General features: G+C 69.4%; 16 protein-coding genes. 10 read left to right on the plus strand and 6 right to left on the minus strand.

Annotation, left to right across the window (positions count from 1 at the left end):
* Nucleotides 1–38 precede the first annotated feature (38 nt).
* A complete protein-coding gene (locus AC4NN1_RS13575) occupies nt 39–599 on the plus strand; it encodes a universal stress protein (protein ID WP_491955604.1) in 561 nt (186 codons plus the stop codon).
* Here AC4NN1_RS13575 and AC4NN1_RS13580 read toward each other — a convergent pair whose 3' ends face one another.
* Together AC4NN1_RS13580 and AC4NN1_RS13585 are read right to left on the minus strand one after the other, a co-directional pair.
* Nucleotides 600–1202 carry a PadR family transcriptional regulator gene (locus tag AC4NN1_RS13580; RefSeq protein WP_363455993.1) on the minus strand — a complete coding sequence of 201 codons (603 nt, stop codon included), beginning with the start codon at nt 1200–1202 and terminating at the stop codon, nt 600–602.
* A 1-nt stretch (nt 1203) separates the two neighbouring features.
* Nucleotides 1204–2055 (minus strand): DUF4097 family beta strand repeat-containing protein, encoded by an 852-nt coding sequence (locus AC4NN1_RS13585; RefSeq protein WP_020097682.1) that lies wholly within the window; start codon nt 2053–2055, stop codon nt 1204–1206.
* A 137-nt stretch (nt 2056–2192) separates the two neighbouring features.
* Here AC4NN1_RS13585 and AC4NN1_RS13590 point away from each other — a divergent pair, with 137 nt between their 5' ends.
* Nucleotides 2193–2948 (plus strand): MerR family transcriptional regulator, encoded by a 756-nt coding sequence (locus AC4NN1_RS13590; RefSeq protein ID WP_491955605.1) that lies wholly within the window; start codon nt 2193–2195, stop codon nt 2946–2948.
* 107 nt (nt 2949–3055) lie between these two features.
* Here the strand turns inward: AC4NN1_RS13590 and AC4NN1_RS13595 are convergent, their stop codons facing one another.
* Complete coding sequence (locus AC4NN1_RS13595) at nt 3056–3214, minus strand: hypothetical protein (protein WP_491955606.1); 159 nt, start codon at nt 3212–3214, stop codon at nt 3056–3058.
* 185 nt (nt 3215–3399) lie between these two features.
* On the opposite strand from AC4NN1_RS13595, the gene AC4NN1_RS13600 reads away from it, so the two are divergent.
* The 3 genes from AC4NN1_RS13600 (at nt 3400) to AC4NN1_RS13610 (ending at nt 8012) form a co-directional block, all read left to right on the plus strand.
* Nucleotides 3400–3669: a DUF7218 family protein gene (locus tag AC4NN1_RS13600; RefSeq protein WP_020097684.1), complete on the plus strand. Its 270-nt coding sequence runs from the start codon at nt 3400–3402 to the stop codon at nt 3667–3669.
* 1 nt (nt 3670) lies between these two features.
* On the plus strand, nt 3671–4633 hold the full coding sequence (locus tag AC4NN1_RS13605; protein ID WP_491955607.1) for a DNA topoisomerase IB: 963 nt from the start codon (nt 3671–3673) through the stop codon (nt 4631–4633).
* Between the two features lie 88 nt (nt 4634–4721).
* Complete coding sequence (locus AC4NN1_RS13610) at nt 4722–8012, plus strand: efflux RND transporter permease subunit (RefSeq protein ID WP_491955608.1); 3291 nt, start codon at nt 4722–4724, stop codon at nt 8010–8012.
* A 3-nt stretch (nt 8013–8015) separates the two neighbouring features.
* Here the strand turns inward: AC4NN1_RS13610 and AC4NN1_RS13615 are convergent, their stop codons facing one another.
* The gene (locus AC4NN1_RS13615) at nt 8016–8924 is read right to left on the minus strand and encodes an aldose 1-epimerase family protein (protein ID WP_491955609.1); all 909 of its coding nucleotides are present in this window, start codon (nt 8922–8924) and stop codon (nt 8016–8018) included.
* 232 nt (nt 8925–9156) lie between these two features.
* On the opposite strand from AC4NN1_RS13615, the gene AC4NN1_RS13620 reads away from it, so the two are divergent.
* Both AC4NN1_RS13620 and AC4NN1_RS13625 read left to right on the plus strand, forming a co-directional pair.
* A complete protein-coding gene (locus AC4NN1_RS13620; RefSeq protein ID WP_491955610.1) occupies nt 9157–11379 on the plus strand; it encodes a DEAD/DEAH box helicase in 2223 nt (740 codons plus the stop codon).
* 22 nt (nt 11380–11401) lie between these two features.
* On the plus strand, nt 11402–11827 hold the full coding sequence (locus AC4NN1_RS13625; protein WP_491955611.1) for a GNAT family acetyltransferase: 426 nt from the start codon (nt 11402–11404) through the stop codon (nt 11825–11827).
* 1 nt (nt 11828) lies between these two features.
* On the opposite strand, the gene AC4NN1_RS13630 is transcribed toward AC4NN1_RS13625, so the two are convergent.
* Nucleotides 11829–12887, minus strand: coding sequence for an Rv2578c family radical SAM protein (locus AC4NN1_RS13630; protein WP_491955612.1), 1059 nt, complete (start codon nt 12885–12887; stop codon nt 11829–11831).
* 95 nt (nt 12888–12982) lie between these two features.
* Here AC4NN1_RS13630 and AC4NN1_RS13635 point away from each other — a divergent pair, with 95 nt between their 5' ends.
* A complete protein-coding gene (locus tag AC4NN1_RS13635; protein ID WP_491955613.1) occupies nt 12983–13948 on the plus strand; it encodes a M15 family metallopeptidase in 966 nt (321 codons plus the stop codon).
* Here AC4NN1_RS13635 and AC4NN1_RS13640 read toward each other — a convergent pair.
* The gene (locus tag AC4NN1_RS13640; RefSeq protein WP_491955614.1) at nt 13939–14832 is read right to left on the minus strand and encodes an AraC family transcriptional regulator; all 894 of its coding nucleotides are present in this window, start codon (nt 14830–14832) and stop codon (nt 13939–13941) included. The two genes, AC4NN1_RS13635 and AC4NN1_RS13640, sit on opposite strands and share 10 nt — an antisense overlap.
* Nucleotides 14833–15021: 189 nt before the next feature.
* Here AC4NN1_RS13640 and AC4NN1_RS13645 point away from each other — a divergent pair, with 189 nt between their 5' ends.
* Both AC4NN1_RS13645 and AC4NN1_RS13650 read left to right on the plus strand, forming a co-directional pair.
* Nucleotides 15022–16185 carry an acyl-CoA dehydrogenase family protein gene (locus AC4NN1_RS13645; RefSeq protein WP_491955615.1) on the plus strand — a complete coding sequence of 388 codons (1164 nt, stop codon included), beginning with the start codon at nt 15022–15024 and terminating at the stop codon, nt 16183–16185.
* A gap of 64 nt (nt 16186–16249) precedes the next feature.
* Nucleotides 16250–17590, plus strand: coding sequence for a CotH kinase family protein (locus AC4NN1_RS13650; RefSeq protein WP_491955616.1), 1341 nt, complete (start codon nt 16250–16252; stop codon nt 17588–17590).
* Nucleotides 17591–17707 lie beyond the last annotated feature (117 nt).

Raw genomic sequence — 17707 nt, forward strand, 5'->3', positions numbered from 1 at the left:
ACCGCCCTCGCGGGCGGCGAGCAGGAAGGTGATCTGCCATGTCCGATGCCGCATCGCAGCCGACCGCCCGTCGCCCTCATCGGCCCGTCATCGTGGGGATCGTGCCGCGGCAACCGTCGCGGGTGCTGCGCGAGGCCGCCCACTACGCCCGGCTGCACGGGGCGTCACTGCTCGTCGTCCACGTCGATGTCACCCGATTCGTCTCCTACGAGGACCCCGACGGGTACGTCCACACCGCGCCCATCAACTTGGACGCGGTCCCCGGCGAGGCGCTCGAGTCCCAGCTCCGCGACGAGGCCGCACGTGCGCTCGAGGGCGTCGACATCGCGTGGCAGCTCGAGATGCTCGCCGGGGACCCGGCGTTGGCGATGAAGGATCTCGCCGACCGCACCGAGGCGCGACTGATCGTCGTGGGCACCCGCAAGCGCGGGATCGGCGACTCGATCCGGGAGTTCTTCACCGGCTCGGTCGCTGCACGGCTGGCTCACCGTCAGCCCCGACCGGTCCTCGTCGTCCCCACCGGCGAACCGGTGAAGGATGACGAGGACCCGTGGCGCGAACGGCAGTCCTGGCCCGAGGAGCTCTGGCCCGGGGCCTGATCAGCCCCGCGTCGCCCGGCGGACGGCCTCGGCCGCGTCGTCGAGAGCGACCTTGAGGTCGTCGATGACGGATGCCGCGAGGTCGCCGCCCCGCGCGACATGACTGCGGAGGTCGGCGCGCAGCTCGGCACGGAACTCCGCCAGCAGCTCGTCGGCGCGGCGCACCTGTTCACGGGCGGCCGAGCGCGGGTCCGGCGCCGCGGGCTGCGTCGGGGAGGACGAGGGCTGGGATGCCGCGGCCAGATCGGCCTGCAGGCTGCGCATGGCCTCGCGGACACCGGCACGCACCTCGTCGGCGATGAGGCGCACGCTGTCGGCGAGACCCGCTTCGATTCCGGCGAGATCGCCTGAACGGGCCGAGACTTCGGCGCGACCGGCATCCGTGATCTCGTAGACGGTCTTGCGGCCGTCCACCGTCTTCGTGACGAGCCCCTCCTCTTCGAGCTTCGAGAGGCGCGGGTAGACGGTGCCGGCGCTCGGTGTGTAGGTGCCACCGGTGCGGTCCGACAGCGCCTGCATGAGGTCGTAGCCGTGCCGGGGCGCCTCGTCGAGCAGGCTCAGCAGGTAGAGGCGCAGATCACCGTGCGAGAAGACGGGGGGCATGTCAGTACTCCTCGGCGACGGGCGCGTCGTCGGAGATCGCGGCGGCGACCCGACGGATGACGGTGACGTCGCCCGACACCGTGTTGGCGCGCACCTCGGCGAACGAGCCGCTGAGCTCGCCGACGGTTCCGGTGTAGTTCGAGCCGATCCCGCTCTGCGAGCGGTCGATGCCGTCGACGTGGAGCTTCCCGCTGACGGTGCGGAGGGTGTACTTCGCGGCCACGGCCTCGTCGAGGCGCAGAGTCGCGGCTCCGCTCACGGTGTTGAACGACACGTTCTGGGTGGGGCCGCTGGAGTCGATGAGGACGGCTCCGCTGACCGTATCGGCGAAGGCGGTGCGGATCGTGCCGACCGCGGTGACGGCGCCCGAGACGGCATTGGCGTTGAGCGTCCCGGTGAGACCGCGCATCTGCACGTCCCCCGAGACGGAGTTCGCCGTCACGTCGCCGGTGAGACCGTCGACGATGATGTCGCCCGAGACGGTGTTCAGCTTCGCGTCGGAGGCGAGTCCGGCGACGAGCGCGCTCGCGCTCACGACACCGAGGGTGAGGGCGATGTCCCGGGGGACCGCGATGCTGATCTCGGCCTGGGGGCCGCCGCTGCCGAAGTTGCGGAAGGACGTGAGGAAGTTGTCCCAGCGCAGCTGCGCGTGGTCGATCTCGATCGCGCCGTCCTGAGCCTCGATGCGCAGTTCCTTCTGCGTGACCGAGTGCACCTCGATGCGGACGCCCGGTTCGTCATGGGCGACGACGTCGATCTGACCGCCGACGAGTCCCACTTTGAGTCGACGGATGCCGTCGAGGTCGATGATGCGGGTCTCCCCGGGCTGGACCAGCCACTTCTCGAGAGTCATGTTGTCTCCTGCGGATGAGCGCGAATCAAGATATATCGCGTTGGAAGGACGATAACACGATATATCTCGAGTGTCGAGATGGTCAGCGACGGTGCGCACTTGACCTTGACGTGGCGTCAACTCTTAGCGTGATCTCCATGACGCGCGAATGGTCGATCCAGCAGCTCGCCCGGCTCGCCGGGACGACGAGCCGAACGCTCCGTCACTACGACCACGTCGGTCTGCTGCCGGCGACGCGGGTCGGCCCGGGCGGCTACCGGTTCTACGACGCTGCCGCCCTGCGTCGACTGCAACGCATCCTGCTGCTGCGCGAGTGGGGTCTCGGCCTGCCGCGCATCGCCGAGATGCTCACCGACGACGTCCCCGAGGAGCAGGCGCTGAGCGCCCACCTCGACCTGCTCGAATCCGAGCGGGATCGCATCGAGCGGCAGATCGCCGCCGTCGCGTCGACCCTCGACGCGAGAAGAAGAGGAGAGGAACCCATGGCCGAGACCATGTTCGACGGCTTCGATCACACCGCCCACCGACAGGAGGTCACCGACCGCTGGGGCGCGGACGCGTACGCACGATCAGACGCCTGGTGGCGCGGGATGCCGTCCGCCGAGAAGAAGCAGTGGCAGGAAGACACGGCGCGGCTCGCCCAGGAATGGGCACGCGCGGCGGAGCGCGGCATCCGTCCCGACTCCGATGAGGCGCAGGAGCTCGCGGCGCTGCACGTCGCGTGGCTCCGCGCGATTCCGGGGACACCCGCGTCCGAGGGTGGAGACGTCCGCGGCTACGTCCTCGGGCTCGGCGACATGTACGTGGCGGACGATCGTTTCGCGAAGAACTACGGCGGAGCCGCCGGTGCGACCTTCGTCAGGGAGGCGCTCCGCCATCACGTCGGCGCGTGATCGGATGCCGGACGTGACGAGGCCCCCTCTACCGTGGTCGGGAGGGGGCCTCGAAGCGCTCCTGGGGGAGAGCGCCGCTGACGCACCTGGGGGAGTGCGTCAGACGATCAGGCGTTCTTGCGGAGTACTCGCAGCAAGAATGCGATCAGAGCGATGACACCGACGATGATGGCGACCCACAGCAGGAAGTTCAGAGCGCTGTTCAGGCTCCCGACGATGGCCAAAACGATGGCGATCACGATGATGATGATGAGTGCGAGGTTCATTGGAGGCTCCCTCTGTTTGTCTCCGTTGTCCGCCGGGGCGGGGGTGACGCGGGTGTGCGTCTAGACATTGTTATCAGCGTTCTTTCAGGTGATCACAGGCCCTTGACAGGTTGGCCCTGCGGTGACATAACGTGGCCGCACGCGGGCGATCCTTACCCGCGATCGACACGTGAGGCGGATGCACCATGCCGGCAGGACGCGGCTCGAACAGCCTGAAAGACCCCGAGCTCTACGAGGAGCTCCGCGCCGACGGTGCCTCGAAGGAGAAGGCCGCCCGCATCTCCAACGCGGCGGCCCGCGACGGCCGGAAGGCGGTCGGGAAGCGCGGCGGCGCAGCCGGCGACTACGAGGACTGGACGGTGGCCGACCTTCGTGGACGAGCGAAGGAGCTCGGCCTCAGCGGGTATTCCCGGGCGCGCAAGGCCGACCTCATCGACATGCTCCGATCGCACTGACGTGCCTCGCCTGAAGCGGGTGCGGCCCGGTGTCGACCTCGGCTACCGCCGACTGCGTTCGGGCGCCGGGTTCCGATACCTGGATGCCGACGGCAATCCCCTCCCGAAGGAGGAGGCCGAACGGGTCCGCGCCCTCGTGCTGCCGCCGGCCTGGCAGGACGTCTGGATCTGCGCCGACGCGAACGGCCACGTGCAGGCTACCGGCGTCGACGAGGCGGGGCGGGTGCAGTACCGCTACCACCCGCAGTGGACCGCGGGTCGGGACAAGGGCAAGTACGCGCGTGCGCTGCAGCTCGCCGAGGCTCTGCCGCGAGCGCGCCGCCGGGTGACGACATCGCTCCGCCGACAGGACATCGATCAGGAGCGTGTGCTCGCCGCCGCGTTCCGGCTTCTCGACCTCGCCGCGCCGCGCGTGGGCGCCGAGCGCTACCTCGTGAAGCACGGCAGCCGGGGACTCACGACCCTCCTGCGCCGGGACGCCGTCGTCGAGGGCACTGTGGTCTCCCTCCGCTTCCCCGGTAAGAGCGGTCAGCGACAGGAGATGGAGGTCGACGATGTCGACCTCGCAGCGGCCGTCGAACTGCTCGTGGGCGGGCGGCCCGCCTCGCCGCTGCTCGCCTATCTGCGCGGGCGGCGGCGCGTCGCTCTCAGCCCTCGCGACGTCAATCTCTACGTCCGATCCATGACCGGCGGAACCTTCACGGCGAAGGACTTCCGGACGCTCCGCGGGACGATCACCGCGGCCGACGCCCTCGCGCGGATCGGCCCCACGACCAAGAAGAGCGAACTCGCGCGCGCCGAGGTGCTCGCGGTGAAGGTGACCGCCGAGGCGCTCGGCAACACCCCGTCGGTCGCCCGCAGCTCGTACATCGATCCGCGCGTGTTCGACCGGTACCGTCGCGGCATCCTCCTCGACACCTCGGTGTCGCCCGAATCCGCCATCCGGACGCTCATCCTGTCCTGACACGCCCTCCCAGCCTGGGGCCCTGCGGCGCGTGGGATACTTGCGCGCATCCCCGCACCGCCCCCTGCACTGTGGAAATGGGCCTTCGTTGTCTCACCTCGCCGTCCTCAGCCTCAAGAACCGTGCGCTCATCGCCCTCATCACGATCGTCGCCGCGATCTTCGGAGGCCTCGCTCTCACGAGCCTCAAGCAGGAGCTGATCCCGCCGATCCAGCTGCCGCAGCTGTCGATCCTGACGACCTACCCGGGTGCCTCACCCGACGTCGTCAACAACGACGTGTCGACGCCCATCGAGCAGGCTATCCAGGCGGTCCCCGACCTCGAGTCCACATCGTCGACGAGCACGACGAACGCGTCGATCGTCCAGGCATCCTTCGCGTACGGCACCGACCTCGCGACGGCCGAGCAGAAGATCCTGCAGGCGATCAACCGGATCGATTCGCTGCCTGACGGCCTCGACACAAACGTCCTCGCCTTCTCGACCGACGACCTCCCGGTCATCTCGCTCGCCGTGACGGGGTACGACGACGAGGCCGCCGTCCAGGACCGCCTGGAGAACGCGGTCATCCCCGACGTCGAGGACCTCGACGGGGTCGCGGCCGCCCAGATCGTCGGTGGCCGGACGTCCCGCGTCACGATCACGCCCGACCAGGAGAAGCTCGCGGCCGCCGGGTACACCCAGACGGCGATCACCGACGCGCTCGACCAGAACGGCACGCTCTTCCCCGGCGGCACGGTTTCGGAGGGCGACCAGACCCTCACGGTGCAGACGGGCACGAAGCTCGACTCCGTCGACGGCATCGCCGCACTCCCGCTCGTCCCGACCAACGCCGACCAGATCGCCGCCGGCGCACTCACGGTCGGCGACGTCGCCACGGTCGTGCTCGACACCGACCCGGTCACCTCGATCTCGCGCGTCGACGGCAAGCCCGCCCTCACCGTGTCGATCACGAAGCTGCCGGCCGCCAACACCGTCGACGTCTCGCACCTCGTCCGCGATTCGCTCACGAAGATCAAGGACGACCTCGGCAACGGCGCGACCGTGACGGTCGTGTTCGACCAGGCCCCCTACATCGAGCAGTCGATCGAGGCCCTCGCTCAGGAGGGCCTGCTCGGCCTCGCGTTCGCGGTCGTCGTCATCCTGATCTTCCTGCTGTCGGTGCGGTCGACCCTCGTCACCGCCATCTCGATCCCGACGAGCGTGCTCATCACGTTCATCGGCATCCAGGCCTTCGGCTACTCGCTCAACATCCTGACGCTCGGCGCGCTCACGATCGCGATCGGCCGCGTCGTCGACGACTCCATCGTCGTCATCGAGAACATCAAGCGGCACTACGTCGGCGACGCCGACAAGCTGGCCTCGATCCGCCTGGCGGTGCGCGAGGTCGCGGCGGCGATCACGGCATCCACCCTCACGACCGTCGCCGTCTTCCTCCCCATCGCGTTCGTCGGCGACCTCACGGGCGAGCTCTTCCGTCCGTTCGCCCTGACCGTCACCATCGCGATGCTCGCCTCGCTGTTCGTCGCGCTCACGATCGTCCCGGTGCTCGCGTACTGGTTCCTGCGGCCGGGAAAGCCGGTCCTGGACGCCTCGGGTCGGGCCATCGACCCCGAGGACCCCACCGCCCCGCCGAGCCGCCTGCAGAAGTCGTACCTGCCGGTGCTGCGCTGGACGCTCCGCCACTCCCTGGTCACCCTGCTGCTCGCCGTGCTCGTGCTCGGCGGCACGATCCTCGCCGTGCCGCTCATGAAGGTCAACTTCCTGGGCGATTCGGGCCAGAACACGTTCACGGTGACCCAGAACATCGGCGCGACGGCGAGCCTCAGCAGTCAGGACGCCGCCGCGAAGCGCGTCGAAGCGGTGCTCCTCGACGTCGACGGCGTCGACACCGTCCAGACCTCCATCGGCTCCTCGGGTTCCGCGCTCCGCGACGCCTTCTCGGGCGGCGGCACGGGCATCACCTACTCGATCACGACCGACCCCGACGCCGATCAGGAGCAGATCCGGACCGACGTGCAGAAGGCCGTCGCCGACCTGAAGGATGCCGGTGACGTCACCGTCGCCGCAGCCCAAGGCGGCTTCGGCTCCAGCGACATCGAGGTCGACATCACGGCGCCCGACGCCGGGGTCCTCCGCGACGCGACCGACAAGGTGGTCGCCCAGCTGAAGGACGCCGACGGCGTCGACCAGGTCGACTCGAACCTCTCGGCATCCCTTCCCTTCGTCTCGGTCGCCGTCGACCGCGACAAGGCCGCGGAACTCGGGCTCTCCGAGGTCGCCGTCGGCGGTCTCGTCTCGAACACGATGCAGCCCCGTCAGATCGGCACCGTCGAGATCGACGACTCGACGCTCACCGTCTACCTGCAGGCGTCCGAGATCCCGAAGACCATCGCGCAACTGCGGGCGCTCGAGATCGCCGGCGCGTCGGGTCCGATCCGGCTCGACGAGGTCGCGACCGTGACGCAGTCCGAAGGCCCGTCCTCGATCACGAGCGAGCGCGGTCAGCGGACGGCGACCGTCACCGTCACCCCGTCGAGCGACGACCTCAACGCCGCCAACGCCACCGTGACCGCGGCGCTCGCCGACGCGAAGCTCCCGCAGGGAGCGGACGCGGAGGTCGGCGGTGTCGTCACGCAGCAGCAGGATGCCTTCGCGCAGCTGGGACTCGCGATCCTCGCCGCCATCCTGATCGTCTACATCGTGATGGTCGCGACCTTCAAGTCGCTGCGTCAGCCGATCCTGCTGCTCGTCTCGGTCCCGTTCGCGGCGACCGGCGCGATCCTGCTGCAGATCGCCTCGGGCGTGCCGCTGGGGGTCGCCTCGCTCATCGGAGTGCTGATGCTCGTCGGCATCGTCGTGACGAACGCGATCGTCCTCATCGACCTCGTCAACCAGTACCGCGAGAAGGGACTGTCGACGCCGGAGGCGGTGCTCGCCGGTGGCGCTCGCCGTCTGCGGCCCATCCTCATGACGGCCCTCGCGACGATCTTCGCGCTCACGCCGATGGCGCTCGGCATCACCGGGCACGGCGGCTTCATCTCGCAGCCGCTCGCGATCGTCGTGATCGGCGGCCTCGTGTCGTCCACGGTGCTGACCCTGCTGGTGCTGCCGGCGCTCTACAACCTCGTCGAAGGCGCCAAGGAGCGTCGCGCCGCGAAGCGCGGCGACGCGGTCCCGGCGGTCGCCGACGCGTCGGCGGGCACCCCGGCACCGCTCACGCGTCGCGCGCGACGGGACGCGGCATCCACTGCCGTCACCGGTGCGGCGGCCGTCGACACGGCGCTCGTCATCGAGGAGTCGCCGGACGTCGAGATCCCGATGGACGCGTCGGCTGCCGTCGAGGAACCCAAAACGGACGAGCCGCGGCGCGAGGAGTGAGGGTCAGTCGGCCTCGGTGAGGTCGACACCCCACTCGAGCGTCCAGGTCTCGCCGGGCGCGAGTCGGCGGAGGCTTCTGCCGGAGTTGAACGCGTCGGCGGGCGCTGTCATCGGTTCGATCGCGACGGCGACGTCGTGGCCGGGGAACCGGTCGGTCGTGAACACCTGCACGTACTCGAAGCCTTCGCCGGCCCACACCGTCAGACGCCGTGAATCGGGTGCGACGAGATGAGCCTCGATACGGCCGCCCCGCCGGGGGAGCCCGGCGAACGCGACGTCGAGCGACAGGTCGCCGACGCGGCGCGGTGAGCTCAGGTCGTGGTCGTCATCGACGGGCTCCTCGGCGACCGGGATGTTCTGCTCGTCGAGACGGAACCACGTCCGCGCCTCGAGCTGCAGCGACAGGTCGGCAGTGTCGACGTCCGAGATGCGGAAGTAGGGGTGGGTCCCGACGGCGACGGGCGCATCGCCGTCCCCGACGTTCGTGACCGCGTGCGTGACGCGCAGGCCGCGCCCCTCGAGCGCGTAGGTCACCCGGTTCTCGAGGTGGTACGGGTACCCCGTCTGCGGGAACACGTCGGCCCTCAGGGTGAGGTCGGCATCCGTCCGCTGTTCGGCCCGGTACGACGCGAACCGCAGCAGCCCGTGCGACGCGTTGCCGAACTTCGGCTCGGTGATCGCGAGCTGGCGGAGCTCGCCGTCGTCCTCCCAACGGCCGTCGCGGATGCGGTTCGGCCATGGCACGAGGACGATGCCGGATGCCGCGGGTGTCGGCACGTCGTCGGGGTAGTCCGGTACGAGATCGACATCGCCGACGCGCAGCGCACGGAGCGCGGCGCCGACCTCGGTGATCTCCGCGGAGACGTCGGCGGCGTGGAGGCTGAAGCGGGTTCCGGTGGGGTCGGCGGCCATGCGGCCAGCGTATCCGCGCGGCGGCTTCTCAGGTGGGGCGGGTATCGTGGAGCAGTCGGCGGAGGACACCGCGCTGTGCGCGGGCATCCTGTGTAGTCCTCGGGGCCGATCTCGAAACCCGATCCGCGGTTTCGGAACCAGTAACTGGAATGGCCCCCGGCCGACGGAAGTCCGGGTATCACCGTGCGTGGCGCACGGCGCTGTTTCGTGCGAGAACTCAGAAAGCACACGCATGCCCAAGAACAAGAAGCCGGCCGGCGGCCGCGCGCAGAACTTCGAACCCCGCTACGGCAAGAAGACCTCCTACCAGGACGCGAAGCGTCGCCCGGGTCAGGCCTCCGCCGGAACCACCGGCAGCAAGAGCCCCAAGCACCGCGGCTTCCGCGCCGCCGAGGAGTCGGCACCCGCGAAGGGTCGCTGGACCGAGCAGGACCGTGCCGGCCGGGCCGAAGCCCGCGGCATCCGCTCGAACAGCCGCGGCGACCGCGGTTTCGACGACCGTCCCCGTCGCGACGCCGAGGGCGAGCGCCCGCGTTTCGACCGCGCCGAGCGTCCCCGTTTCGATCGTTCCGGTGGTGCTGAGCGTCCGCGTTTCGATCGGAACGAGCGTCCGGCTCGGTCGTTCGATGACCGTCCGCGTCGTGATGACCGGACGGAGCGTCCCCGTTTCGACCGCAGCGAGCGTCCGGCGCGCAGCTTCGACGACCGTCCGCGTCGGGATGACCGGACCGAGCGTCCGCGTTTCGATCGTTCCGGTGGCGCTGAGCGTCCCCGTTTCGATCGGAACGAGCGTCCGGCTCGTTCGTTCGATGACCGTCCCCGTCGTGATGACCGGACGGAGCGTCCCCGTTTCGACCGCAGCGAGCGTCCGGCGCGCAGCTTCGACGACCGTCCGCGTCGTGATGACCGGACGGAGCGTCCCCGTTTCGACCGCAACGACCGCCCGCAGCGCGACGACCGTCCGCGTCGGGATGACCGGACCGAGCGTCCGCGTTTCGACCGGAACGAGCGTCCGGCGCGTTCGTTCGATGACCGTCCGCGTCGTGATGACCGGACGGAGCGTCCGCGTTTCGACCGCAACGACCGCCCGCAGCGCGACGACCGTCCCCGCCGGGACGAGCGGCCCCGCCGCGACGAGCGGCCCCGCCGCGACGAGCGAGCGAACCGGTCGGATTGGCAAGCCGCCGAGAAGTCGAAGGCGCACCAGGACCACGTCGACGTCGTGCACGAGCGTCTCCAGGCCGAAGCGGTGGATGCCGCATCCGTCGAGCAGGCCTCGTTCAGCGACCTCGGCCTCGGCCAGAACATCGTCCGGACCCTCGAGGGCCTCGGCGCCACGAGCCCGTTCCCGATCCAGGCGGCCACGGTCCGCCCGATCCTCGATGGCCGTGACGTGCTCGCCCGTGGCCGCACCGGCTCGGGCAAGACGATCGCCTTCGGCGCTCCGCTCGTCGAGCGCGTGCTGCGCGGTCAGGCCGGCAAGCGCCGCGCCTGGGGCCGTTCGCCGCAGGCCCTGATCCTCGCGCCGACGCGCGAGCTCGCGCTGCAGATCGACCGCACCGTGCAGGAGCTCGCGCAGAGCGTGGGACTGTTCACGACGCAGGTCTACGGCGGCGTGCCGCAGGGCCGTCAGGTCGGCGCGCTCAAGAAGGGCGTCGACATCGTCATCGGCACTCCCGGCCGCATCGAGGACCTCGAGAAGCAGGGCAAGCTCGACCTGTCGGAGGTCGGCATCGTCGTCCTCGACGAGGCGGACCACATGAGCGAGCTGGGTTTCCTCGAGCCGATGCAGCGCATCCTCCGTCTCGTGCAGGACGACGCGCAGAAGTTGCTCTTCTCCGCCACGCTCGACCGAGAGGTCGCCGCGCTCGTCGACGAGTTCCTCGTGAACCCGGCCGTCTACGAGGTCGCCGGCGAGACGCAGGAGACCAGCACGATCGACCACCGCGTGCTCGTGATCGACCACCGCGACAAGGCCGAGATCCTGACCTCGCTGGTCGACCGCGACGGCAAGACGCTCGTCTTCACCCGCACGCGCGCCTACTCCGAGATGCTCGTCGAGCAGTTCGAGGATGCCGGGATCGCCGCCGTCGCCCTTCACGGCGACCTCAACCAGGCCAAGCGCACGCGCAACCTGCAGCGCCTGACCGACGGCAAGGTGAACGTGCTCGTCGCGACCGATGTCGCAGCCCGCGGCATCCACGTCGACGACATCGACCTGGTCGTCCAGGCCGACGCGCCCGACGAGTACAAGACGTACACCCACCGCTCCGGCCGCACCGGTCGCGCGGGCCGCGCGGGCACGGTCGTCACCCTCATCACGCGTCAGCGTCGTCGGCGCATGACCGAAATGCTCGAGCGCGCCGAGATCGACGCGCCGTTCGACGAGGCGCGCGCCGGCGACGACGTGCTCGAAGAGATCACGGGTCGTCAGGCCGCGAACGTCGACGCCTGAGATCGCTCACTAGGGTGGGCGGATGCCGATCGTCATCCGCCCACTCGGTGATCCCGACGTCGAGCCGGTCGTGTCGCTGTGGCACGCGGTCGGCCTGACGCGTCCCTGGAACGACCCGCACCGCGACATCGCGCGTGCCCGCGCCGTCTGGCCCGACCTCTCGCTGGTCGCGTCCGACGGCGTTCGTGTCGTCGGGTCGGTCATGGCCGGCTACGACGGACACCGCGGGTGGCTGTACTACCTCGCAACCGATCCGGCGCGCCGCGGTGAGGGCATCGGACGGATGCTGGTCGCCGAAGCCGAGCGTCGACTCGAGGCACTCGGCTGTCCGAAGGTGATGCTTATGGTCCGTGAGGGCAACGACGCCGTCACCGACTTCTACGACACGCTCGGCTACGCCCGCGACGCGACCTCGGTCCTCGGCAAGCGCCTGATCCCGGACGACTGAGTCAGAACAGCATCGCGGATGCCTGTTCCCGGGTCGCGGTCTTCATCGCCGGCCCCGTGGTCCGCACCGGACCCGCTCCCCGCGGTGGGACGTCCTCCTCCTCGAGCCGACCGTGCAGGCCGTGGCGCCGCAGCAGCGGCCGGACCCGCGCCGACAGCCAGGAGCGGTACCCCTTCGGCGCAGACACCGAGGCCCCCGGGTACAGGCCGCGGTAGGCGGGCACGAGGTCGGGGCATTCCCGCTCGAGCCATGCCCAGAACCACTCCTTCGCACCGGGTCGCAGGTGCAGTGCGCCGAACACGACACGACGGGCTCCGGATGCGGCGATCCGCGCGATCGCATCATCGAGGACATCGACCCCGTCGGTGAGGTGCGGCACGATCGGCATGAGGAAGACGGTCACTGAGAAACCGGCATCCGTCGCAGCCTTCACCGTGTCGAGCCGCGCCTGGAACGACGGGGCTCCCGCTTCGAGGAGCTGTCGCAGCGGCTCGTGGGGGATCGCGATCGACATGGCGATGTGGATCGGGACGTGGGCCGCGGCATCCGTCAGCTGCGGCAGATCGCGACGCAGCAGCGTGCCCTTCGTGAGGATCGAGAACGGCGTGCCGCTGGCCGTCAGCGCGTCGATGATGCCGGGCATGAGTGTGTACCGCCCCTCGGCCCGCTGATACGGATCGGTGTTCGTGCCGAGGGCGACCGGCTCACGTCGCCACGACGGCTTGGCGAGCTCACGGGCGAGGACCTCGGCGACATTCACCTTGACGACGATCTGCGAATCGAAGTCCGCGCCCGCGTCGAGGTCGAGGTAGGTGTGCGTGTTGCGAGCGAAGCAATACGTGCAGGCGTGCGAGCAACCTCGATAGGGGTTCACGGTCCAGGAGAACGGCATCGCCGATCCGCTCGGAACGTGGTTCAGCGCGGACTTGGCGACGACTTCGTGGAAGGTCATCCCCGCGAACTCCGGTGTCGTGACCGAGCGGACGAGCCCACCCATCGACTCGAGGCCGGGCAGTGCCGCGTCGTCGACCGTCGAGATGTCCTGCCCCTGCCACCGCATCTCCACAGTCGAACACATATACGAAAGACTGTCAACGACACACGCGAGATGATCGAACACCGGGGATGCCCACTGGTGACTGCGAGACTGGTCACGTGTCAGAGACGAGGAGCGCCGCCCGGCGACGGGTGCTCCGCAGGCGACGCCAGCGGCGTGCTCTCGTGCTCCTGACCCTCGCTGCGGCCGTGACGGTCGCGCTCGTGATGGTCCTGTCTCGTGCGTTCGCGCCGGAGGGCGCCGTCGCCGATCCGGCATCCGATCCCGCCGCGTCGCCACCCGCGGCTGAGGCTTCCCTGCCCGCGGCCTCCACGCCCGAGGCCGATCAGCCTGACCAGACCCCGCCGATCTGCGAGACGGATGCCGTCGTCACCGCACTCGACAGCGGCTCGGATCGGGACGTCATCACGGCATTCGGCGGCGCCGAACCCTTCCGGGCAGCCGTCGCCGAGGGGGAGGCGCCTTGCATCGACCTGCACGAGGCCGGCCGCCTCTGGGTGGTCGCGAACAAGAGGCATCCACTGAGCCCGATCGACCACTGGCCCACGCCGCAGGCGCGACCGCAAAGCCTTCGGATCGTCGCGGGCGGGTGGCTGCTCGACCAGACCGCCGCCGCTCTCGACGAGCTGTCCGCGGACCTCGGCGCCGCCGGAGCCGGCAAGATCGGTGTGAGCAGCGGCTTCCGCCCCTATGACAACCAGGTCGAGACGTACAACCGCCACGTCGCCAACCGCGGCAAGGCCGCCGCAGACCTTCGTAGCGCTCGCCCGGGGCACAGCGAGCATCAGACGGGACTCGCGGTCGACGTCGTCGCCTGTGACTCCGGATGCGGAGACCACGACGGCTTCGGCGGGACCCCGCAGTCCGACTGGATCGTCGAGAACGCCTGGCGCTACGGCTTCATCGTCCGCTACGAGGAGGGCCACACGCCGACCACCGGATACTCCGCCGAACCGTGGCACCTGCGCTTCATCGGCCGCGAAATGGCCGCCGCGTATGCGGACGGCGGGTTCCATACCCTCGAGGACTTCTTCGGCCTCGAGGCCGCTCCCGACTACGGCTGAGGTTCCTGGTCGACGGGCAGCCAGAGCTCGCACGTCGCGGACGAGAAGTCGTCGGCGCGATCGAGGACGGCGACGATCGACGGCCCCGGTCGCAGTCGCCACGGGTTCGCCGGGAACCAGTCGGTCGCCGTCGCCGCCCACGTCGACTGCAGCGCCTGCGGGTAGGCGCCGCTCGTGCGGAACACCGCCCACGTCCCGGCGGGTACGTCGACGACATCGAGGTCCGCGGGAACCGTGCTGCCCTCGGCGCGAGCGACCCCGTGCAAATAGGTCAGCTTGCTGCCCTCGGTGTAGTCGGGGTCGACGTCGGCGCTGACCTGCAGCAGGCCGGCCGGGTCGGTGTCGCTCAGCCCCTTCAGTCGCGCGTGCTCGGTCGCGGGAAGCGCGGCGATGTGCGCCTGGATGGCGGGGTTCACCCCGCGATGCATGAGCGGCACGCGTGCCGCTCGCCCGATCAGGCGGAAGGCCGGTCGTTCGACGATGCGGGTGTCCATGGGGATGCTCCCTTCTACGGTCAGGCGGAACCTGAGCCGGGGTTGTGTGCGGAGGGGGCCTCCGTCACGCCGTGCGACGGAAGGGGCGATGCCGTGCACCGCCCGGAACGCCCGGGCGAACGCCTCGGTCGAGCCGTAGCCGTAGCGCACCGCGATCGTCAGCAGGTCTTCGCCCCCGACCACCTCGCCTGCCGCCGCGGTCATCCGTCGCCGCCGGACGTACTCCGACAGCGGCATCCCCGCCAGCGACGAGAACATCCGGCGGAGGTGGTACTCCGTCGTGCCGTGCGTCCTGGCCACTGCGCCGACATCCAGCTCGTCGCCGAGATGCGCCTCGATGTGCTCGACCGTGCGGGTGAGTGCGGTGATCACGGTGTCTCCCTCCGGCATCCACTCTCCTCTTCGTTCCTCGACGATGCCCGATATCTGCGGACCGGAACGGTCGGCTGAGCCGCGGAACTGAGTCGCGCCCACCCTGGCATCCGATCCCACGACGCGCGTACAGTGGAGGCTGGCGACGCCGCCCACGAGCGCAGCGTCGCGCGAGCGTGAGAGCACTGACACGAAGGGGGTCCGCGCATGGAGCGGAACATCTACGACGAGGATCATGAGGCGTTCCGCGACGTCGTCAAGGAGTTCGTCAAGCGGTACGTCACGAACGAGAAGCGCGAACAGTGGGATGCCGCGGGCGAGCTCGACCGCGCCACGATGCTCGCGGCGGGCGAGGCCGGCGTCATCGGCCTGAGCGTCCCCGAGGAGTTCGGTGGTGCGGGCATGCTTCAGGACTACCGCTTCCGCACCGTCGTGAACGAGGAGATCATCCGCGCCGGAGCGGGTTCGCTCGCCGGTGCCTTCGGCATCCAGGACGACCTCGCTGTGCCGTACCTCGTGCACATGGGCACGCAGGAGCAGAAGCAGAAGTGGCTGCCGCGCATGGCGACCGGCGAAATCCTCGGCGCGCTCGCGATGACCGAGCCCGGCGCGGGCTCGGACCTGCGCGGCATCTCGACCACGGCGAAGAAGACCGACGGCGGGTACATCGTCAACGGCGCGAAGACGTTCATCTCGTCGGGGACGACGTCCGACATCTTCGTCGTCTTCGTCAAGACGGGCGAGGGCAACCGCCCCGACGCCTTCTCGCTCCTGCTGCTCGAGGCCGACATGGCCGGGTTCGACCACGGTAAGAAGCTGCACAAGATGGGCTTCCAGGGTCACGACACCGCCGAGCTCAGCTTCACCGACGTCTTCGTGCCCGATGAGAACCTCATCGGCGGCGAGGAGGGCAAGGGCTTCATCCAGCTGATGATGAACCTGCCGCTCGAGCGCCTGTCGATCGGCGTTGCCGGCGCGGCCGCCGCGCAGGCCGGTGTCGAATGGACCATCGCGTACACGAAGGACCGCGAGGCCTTCGGTCAGCGGATTATCGACTTCCAGAACACGCGCTTCGCGATGGCCGACCTCGTCACGACGGTCGACGTCATGTGGGCCTACATCGACCGCGCGATCGCCCTCTACGGCGAGAACAAGCTCTCGGCGGAGGATGCCGCCCAGGTCAAGTTCTGGGCCACCGAGCGTGAGTGGGAGGTGCTCGACGCCTGCGTCCAGCTGCACGGCGGCTACGGCTACATCATGGAGTACCCGATCGCGCGCGCGTTCCTCGATGCCCGCGTGCACCGCATCTACGGCGGCACGAACGAGATCATGCGCGATATCGTCTCGCGCCGTATCGCCGGCAAGCGCTGAGTCCCGAAGGCTGCCTTTAGTCGCGTCTTAGGCGCGATTAAGGGAGGCGGGGTGTCATCGACGCATGCGCACTCGACACCTCCGCCTCACTCTCTCGCTCGCCCTCGTCTCGGTCGGCGCCCTCGTTCTGGCGGGATGCGTCGCGCCGGCCGTCGAGGAGGGGGGAGAGGGGACGGATGCCGCCGGCGCCGCGACCTCGACGGCCAGCTTCTGGGACTCCTCGACGGTGCATGCGATCTCGGTCGACGCGGATGAGGACGCGCTCGCCCAGCTTCTGAAGACGTACGGGAGCACGGGTGACAAGGAGTGGATCGAGGTCACCGTCACGATCGATGGCCAGGTCTACGAGCGTGCGGGGCTGAAGCTGAAGGGCAATTCGTCGCTGAAGAGCGTCACGAGCGATGACGACCCCAGTGGCATCCCCTGGGTCATCCGGCTCGACAAGTTCGTCGACGACCAGAACCACGAGGGCATCACCGAGTTCGTCGTCCGAGGCAACAGCTCTGAGACATCGCTCAACGAAGCCGTCGCGCTCGATCTCCTCGACCGGGCGGGGCTCGCCAGCGAGCAGGCCGCGGCCACGCGGTTCACGATCGGGGGGTCCACGTCGTTGCGCCTCGTCGTCGAGAACCCGGGCGAAAGCTGGAACGAGTCCACCCTCGGCGCGACCTCGCTCTACAAGGCCGAGTCGGGCGGGGATTACTCCTACCGCGGCGGCGACGCGGAGTCCTACACGGACGTCTTCGATCAGGAGGCGGGCGAAGACGATCTCAGTCCGCTCATCTCGTTCCTGGAGTTCATCAACGATTCCGACGACGACACGTTCAGCGCCGAGCTGTCGGAGCACCTCGATGTGACGGAGTTCGCCACCTATCTCGCGTTCCAGGACCTCGTCGACAACTTCGACGACATCGACGGGCCGGGCAACAACTCCTACCTCGCCTACGATGCGGACACCGACCTGATGACCGTCGTCAACTGGGACCTCAATCTCGCCTTCGGCGCCTCACCAGGGGGTGCCGGGGCAGGCGGTGCCCGCGGTGACGGGACGGCGATGCCCGACCGTGGTGACGCGGGAGCGCCCGAGGGCGATGCCGGGGCGAACCGACCCGCCCGGCCGGACGATACCGGTGGTGTCGCCGGGCCGGAGATGGGCGGAGGCGGGGGTCGCGGTGGCTCCAACATCCTGGCCACGCGCTTCCTTGCCGACGAGGACTTCCACGCGCTGTACGAGAGCGAGCTGGAGAGACTGCGCGACCTCTTCTACGGATCAGGGGCCGCGGAGGAGATCCTCCAGACGTGGTCGGACGCGCTCCTGGCCGGTGCCGGCGACCTCGTCGACGCCGACGTCATCGCCTCGGATGCTGCGGACCTGACGGCATCCTTCGAACGCCTCGCTGACTGATCCGTACCGAGGTCCCGATCGGGCCGGAAACGACGCGCTGTTTCCCGGCCCGATCGGGACCTCGATCGCGTGCGGCCTCTTACTTCGCGACGAGCGTCGTCTCGAAGCTGTAGAGGT

Source organism: Microbacterium sp. MDV22-iso44 (assembly GCF_058629135.1).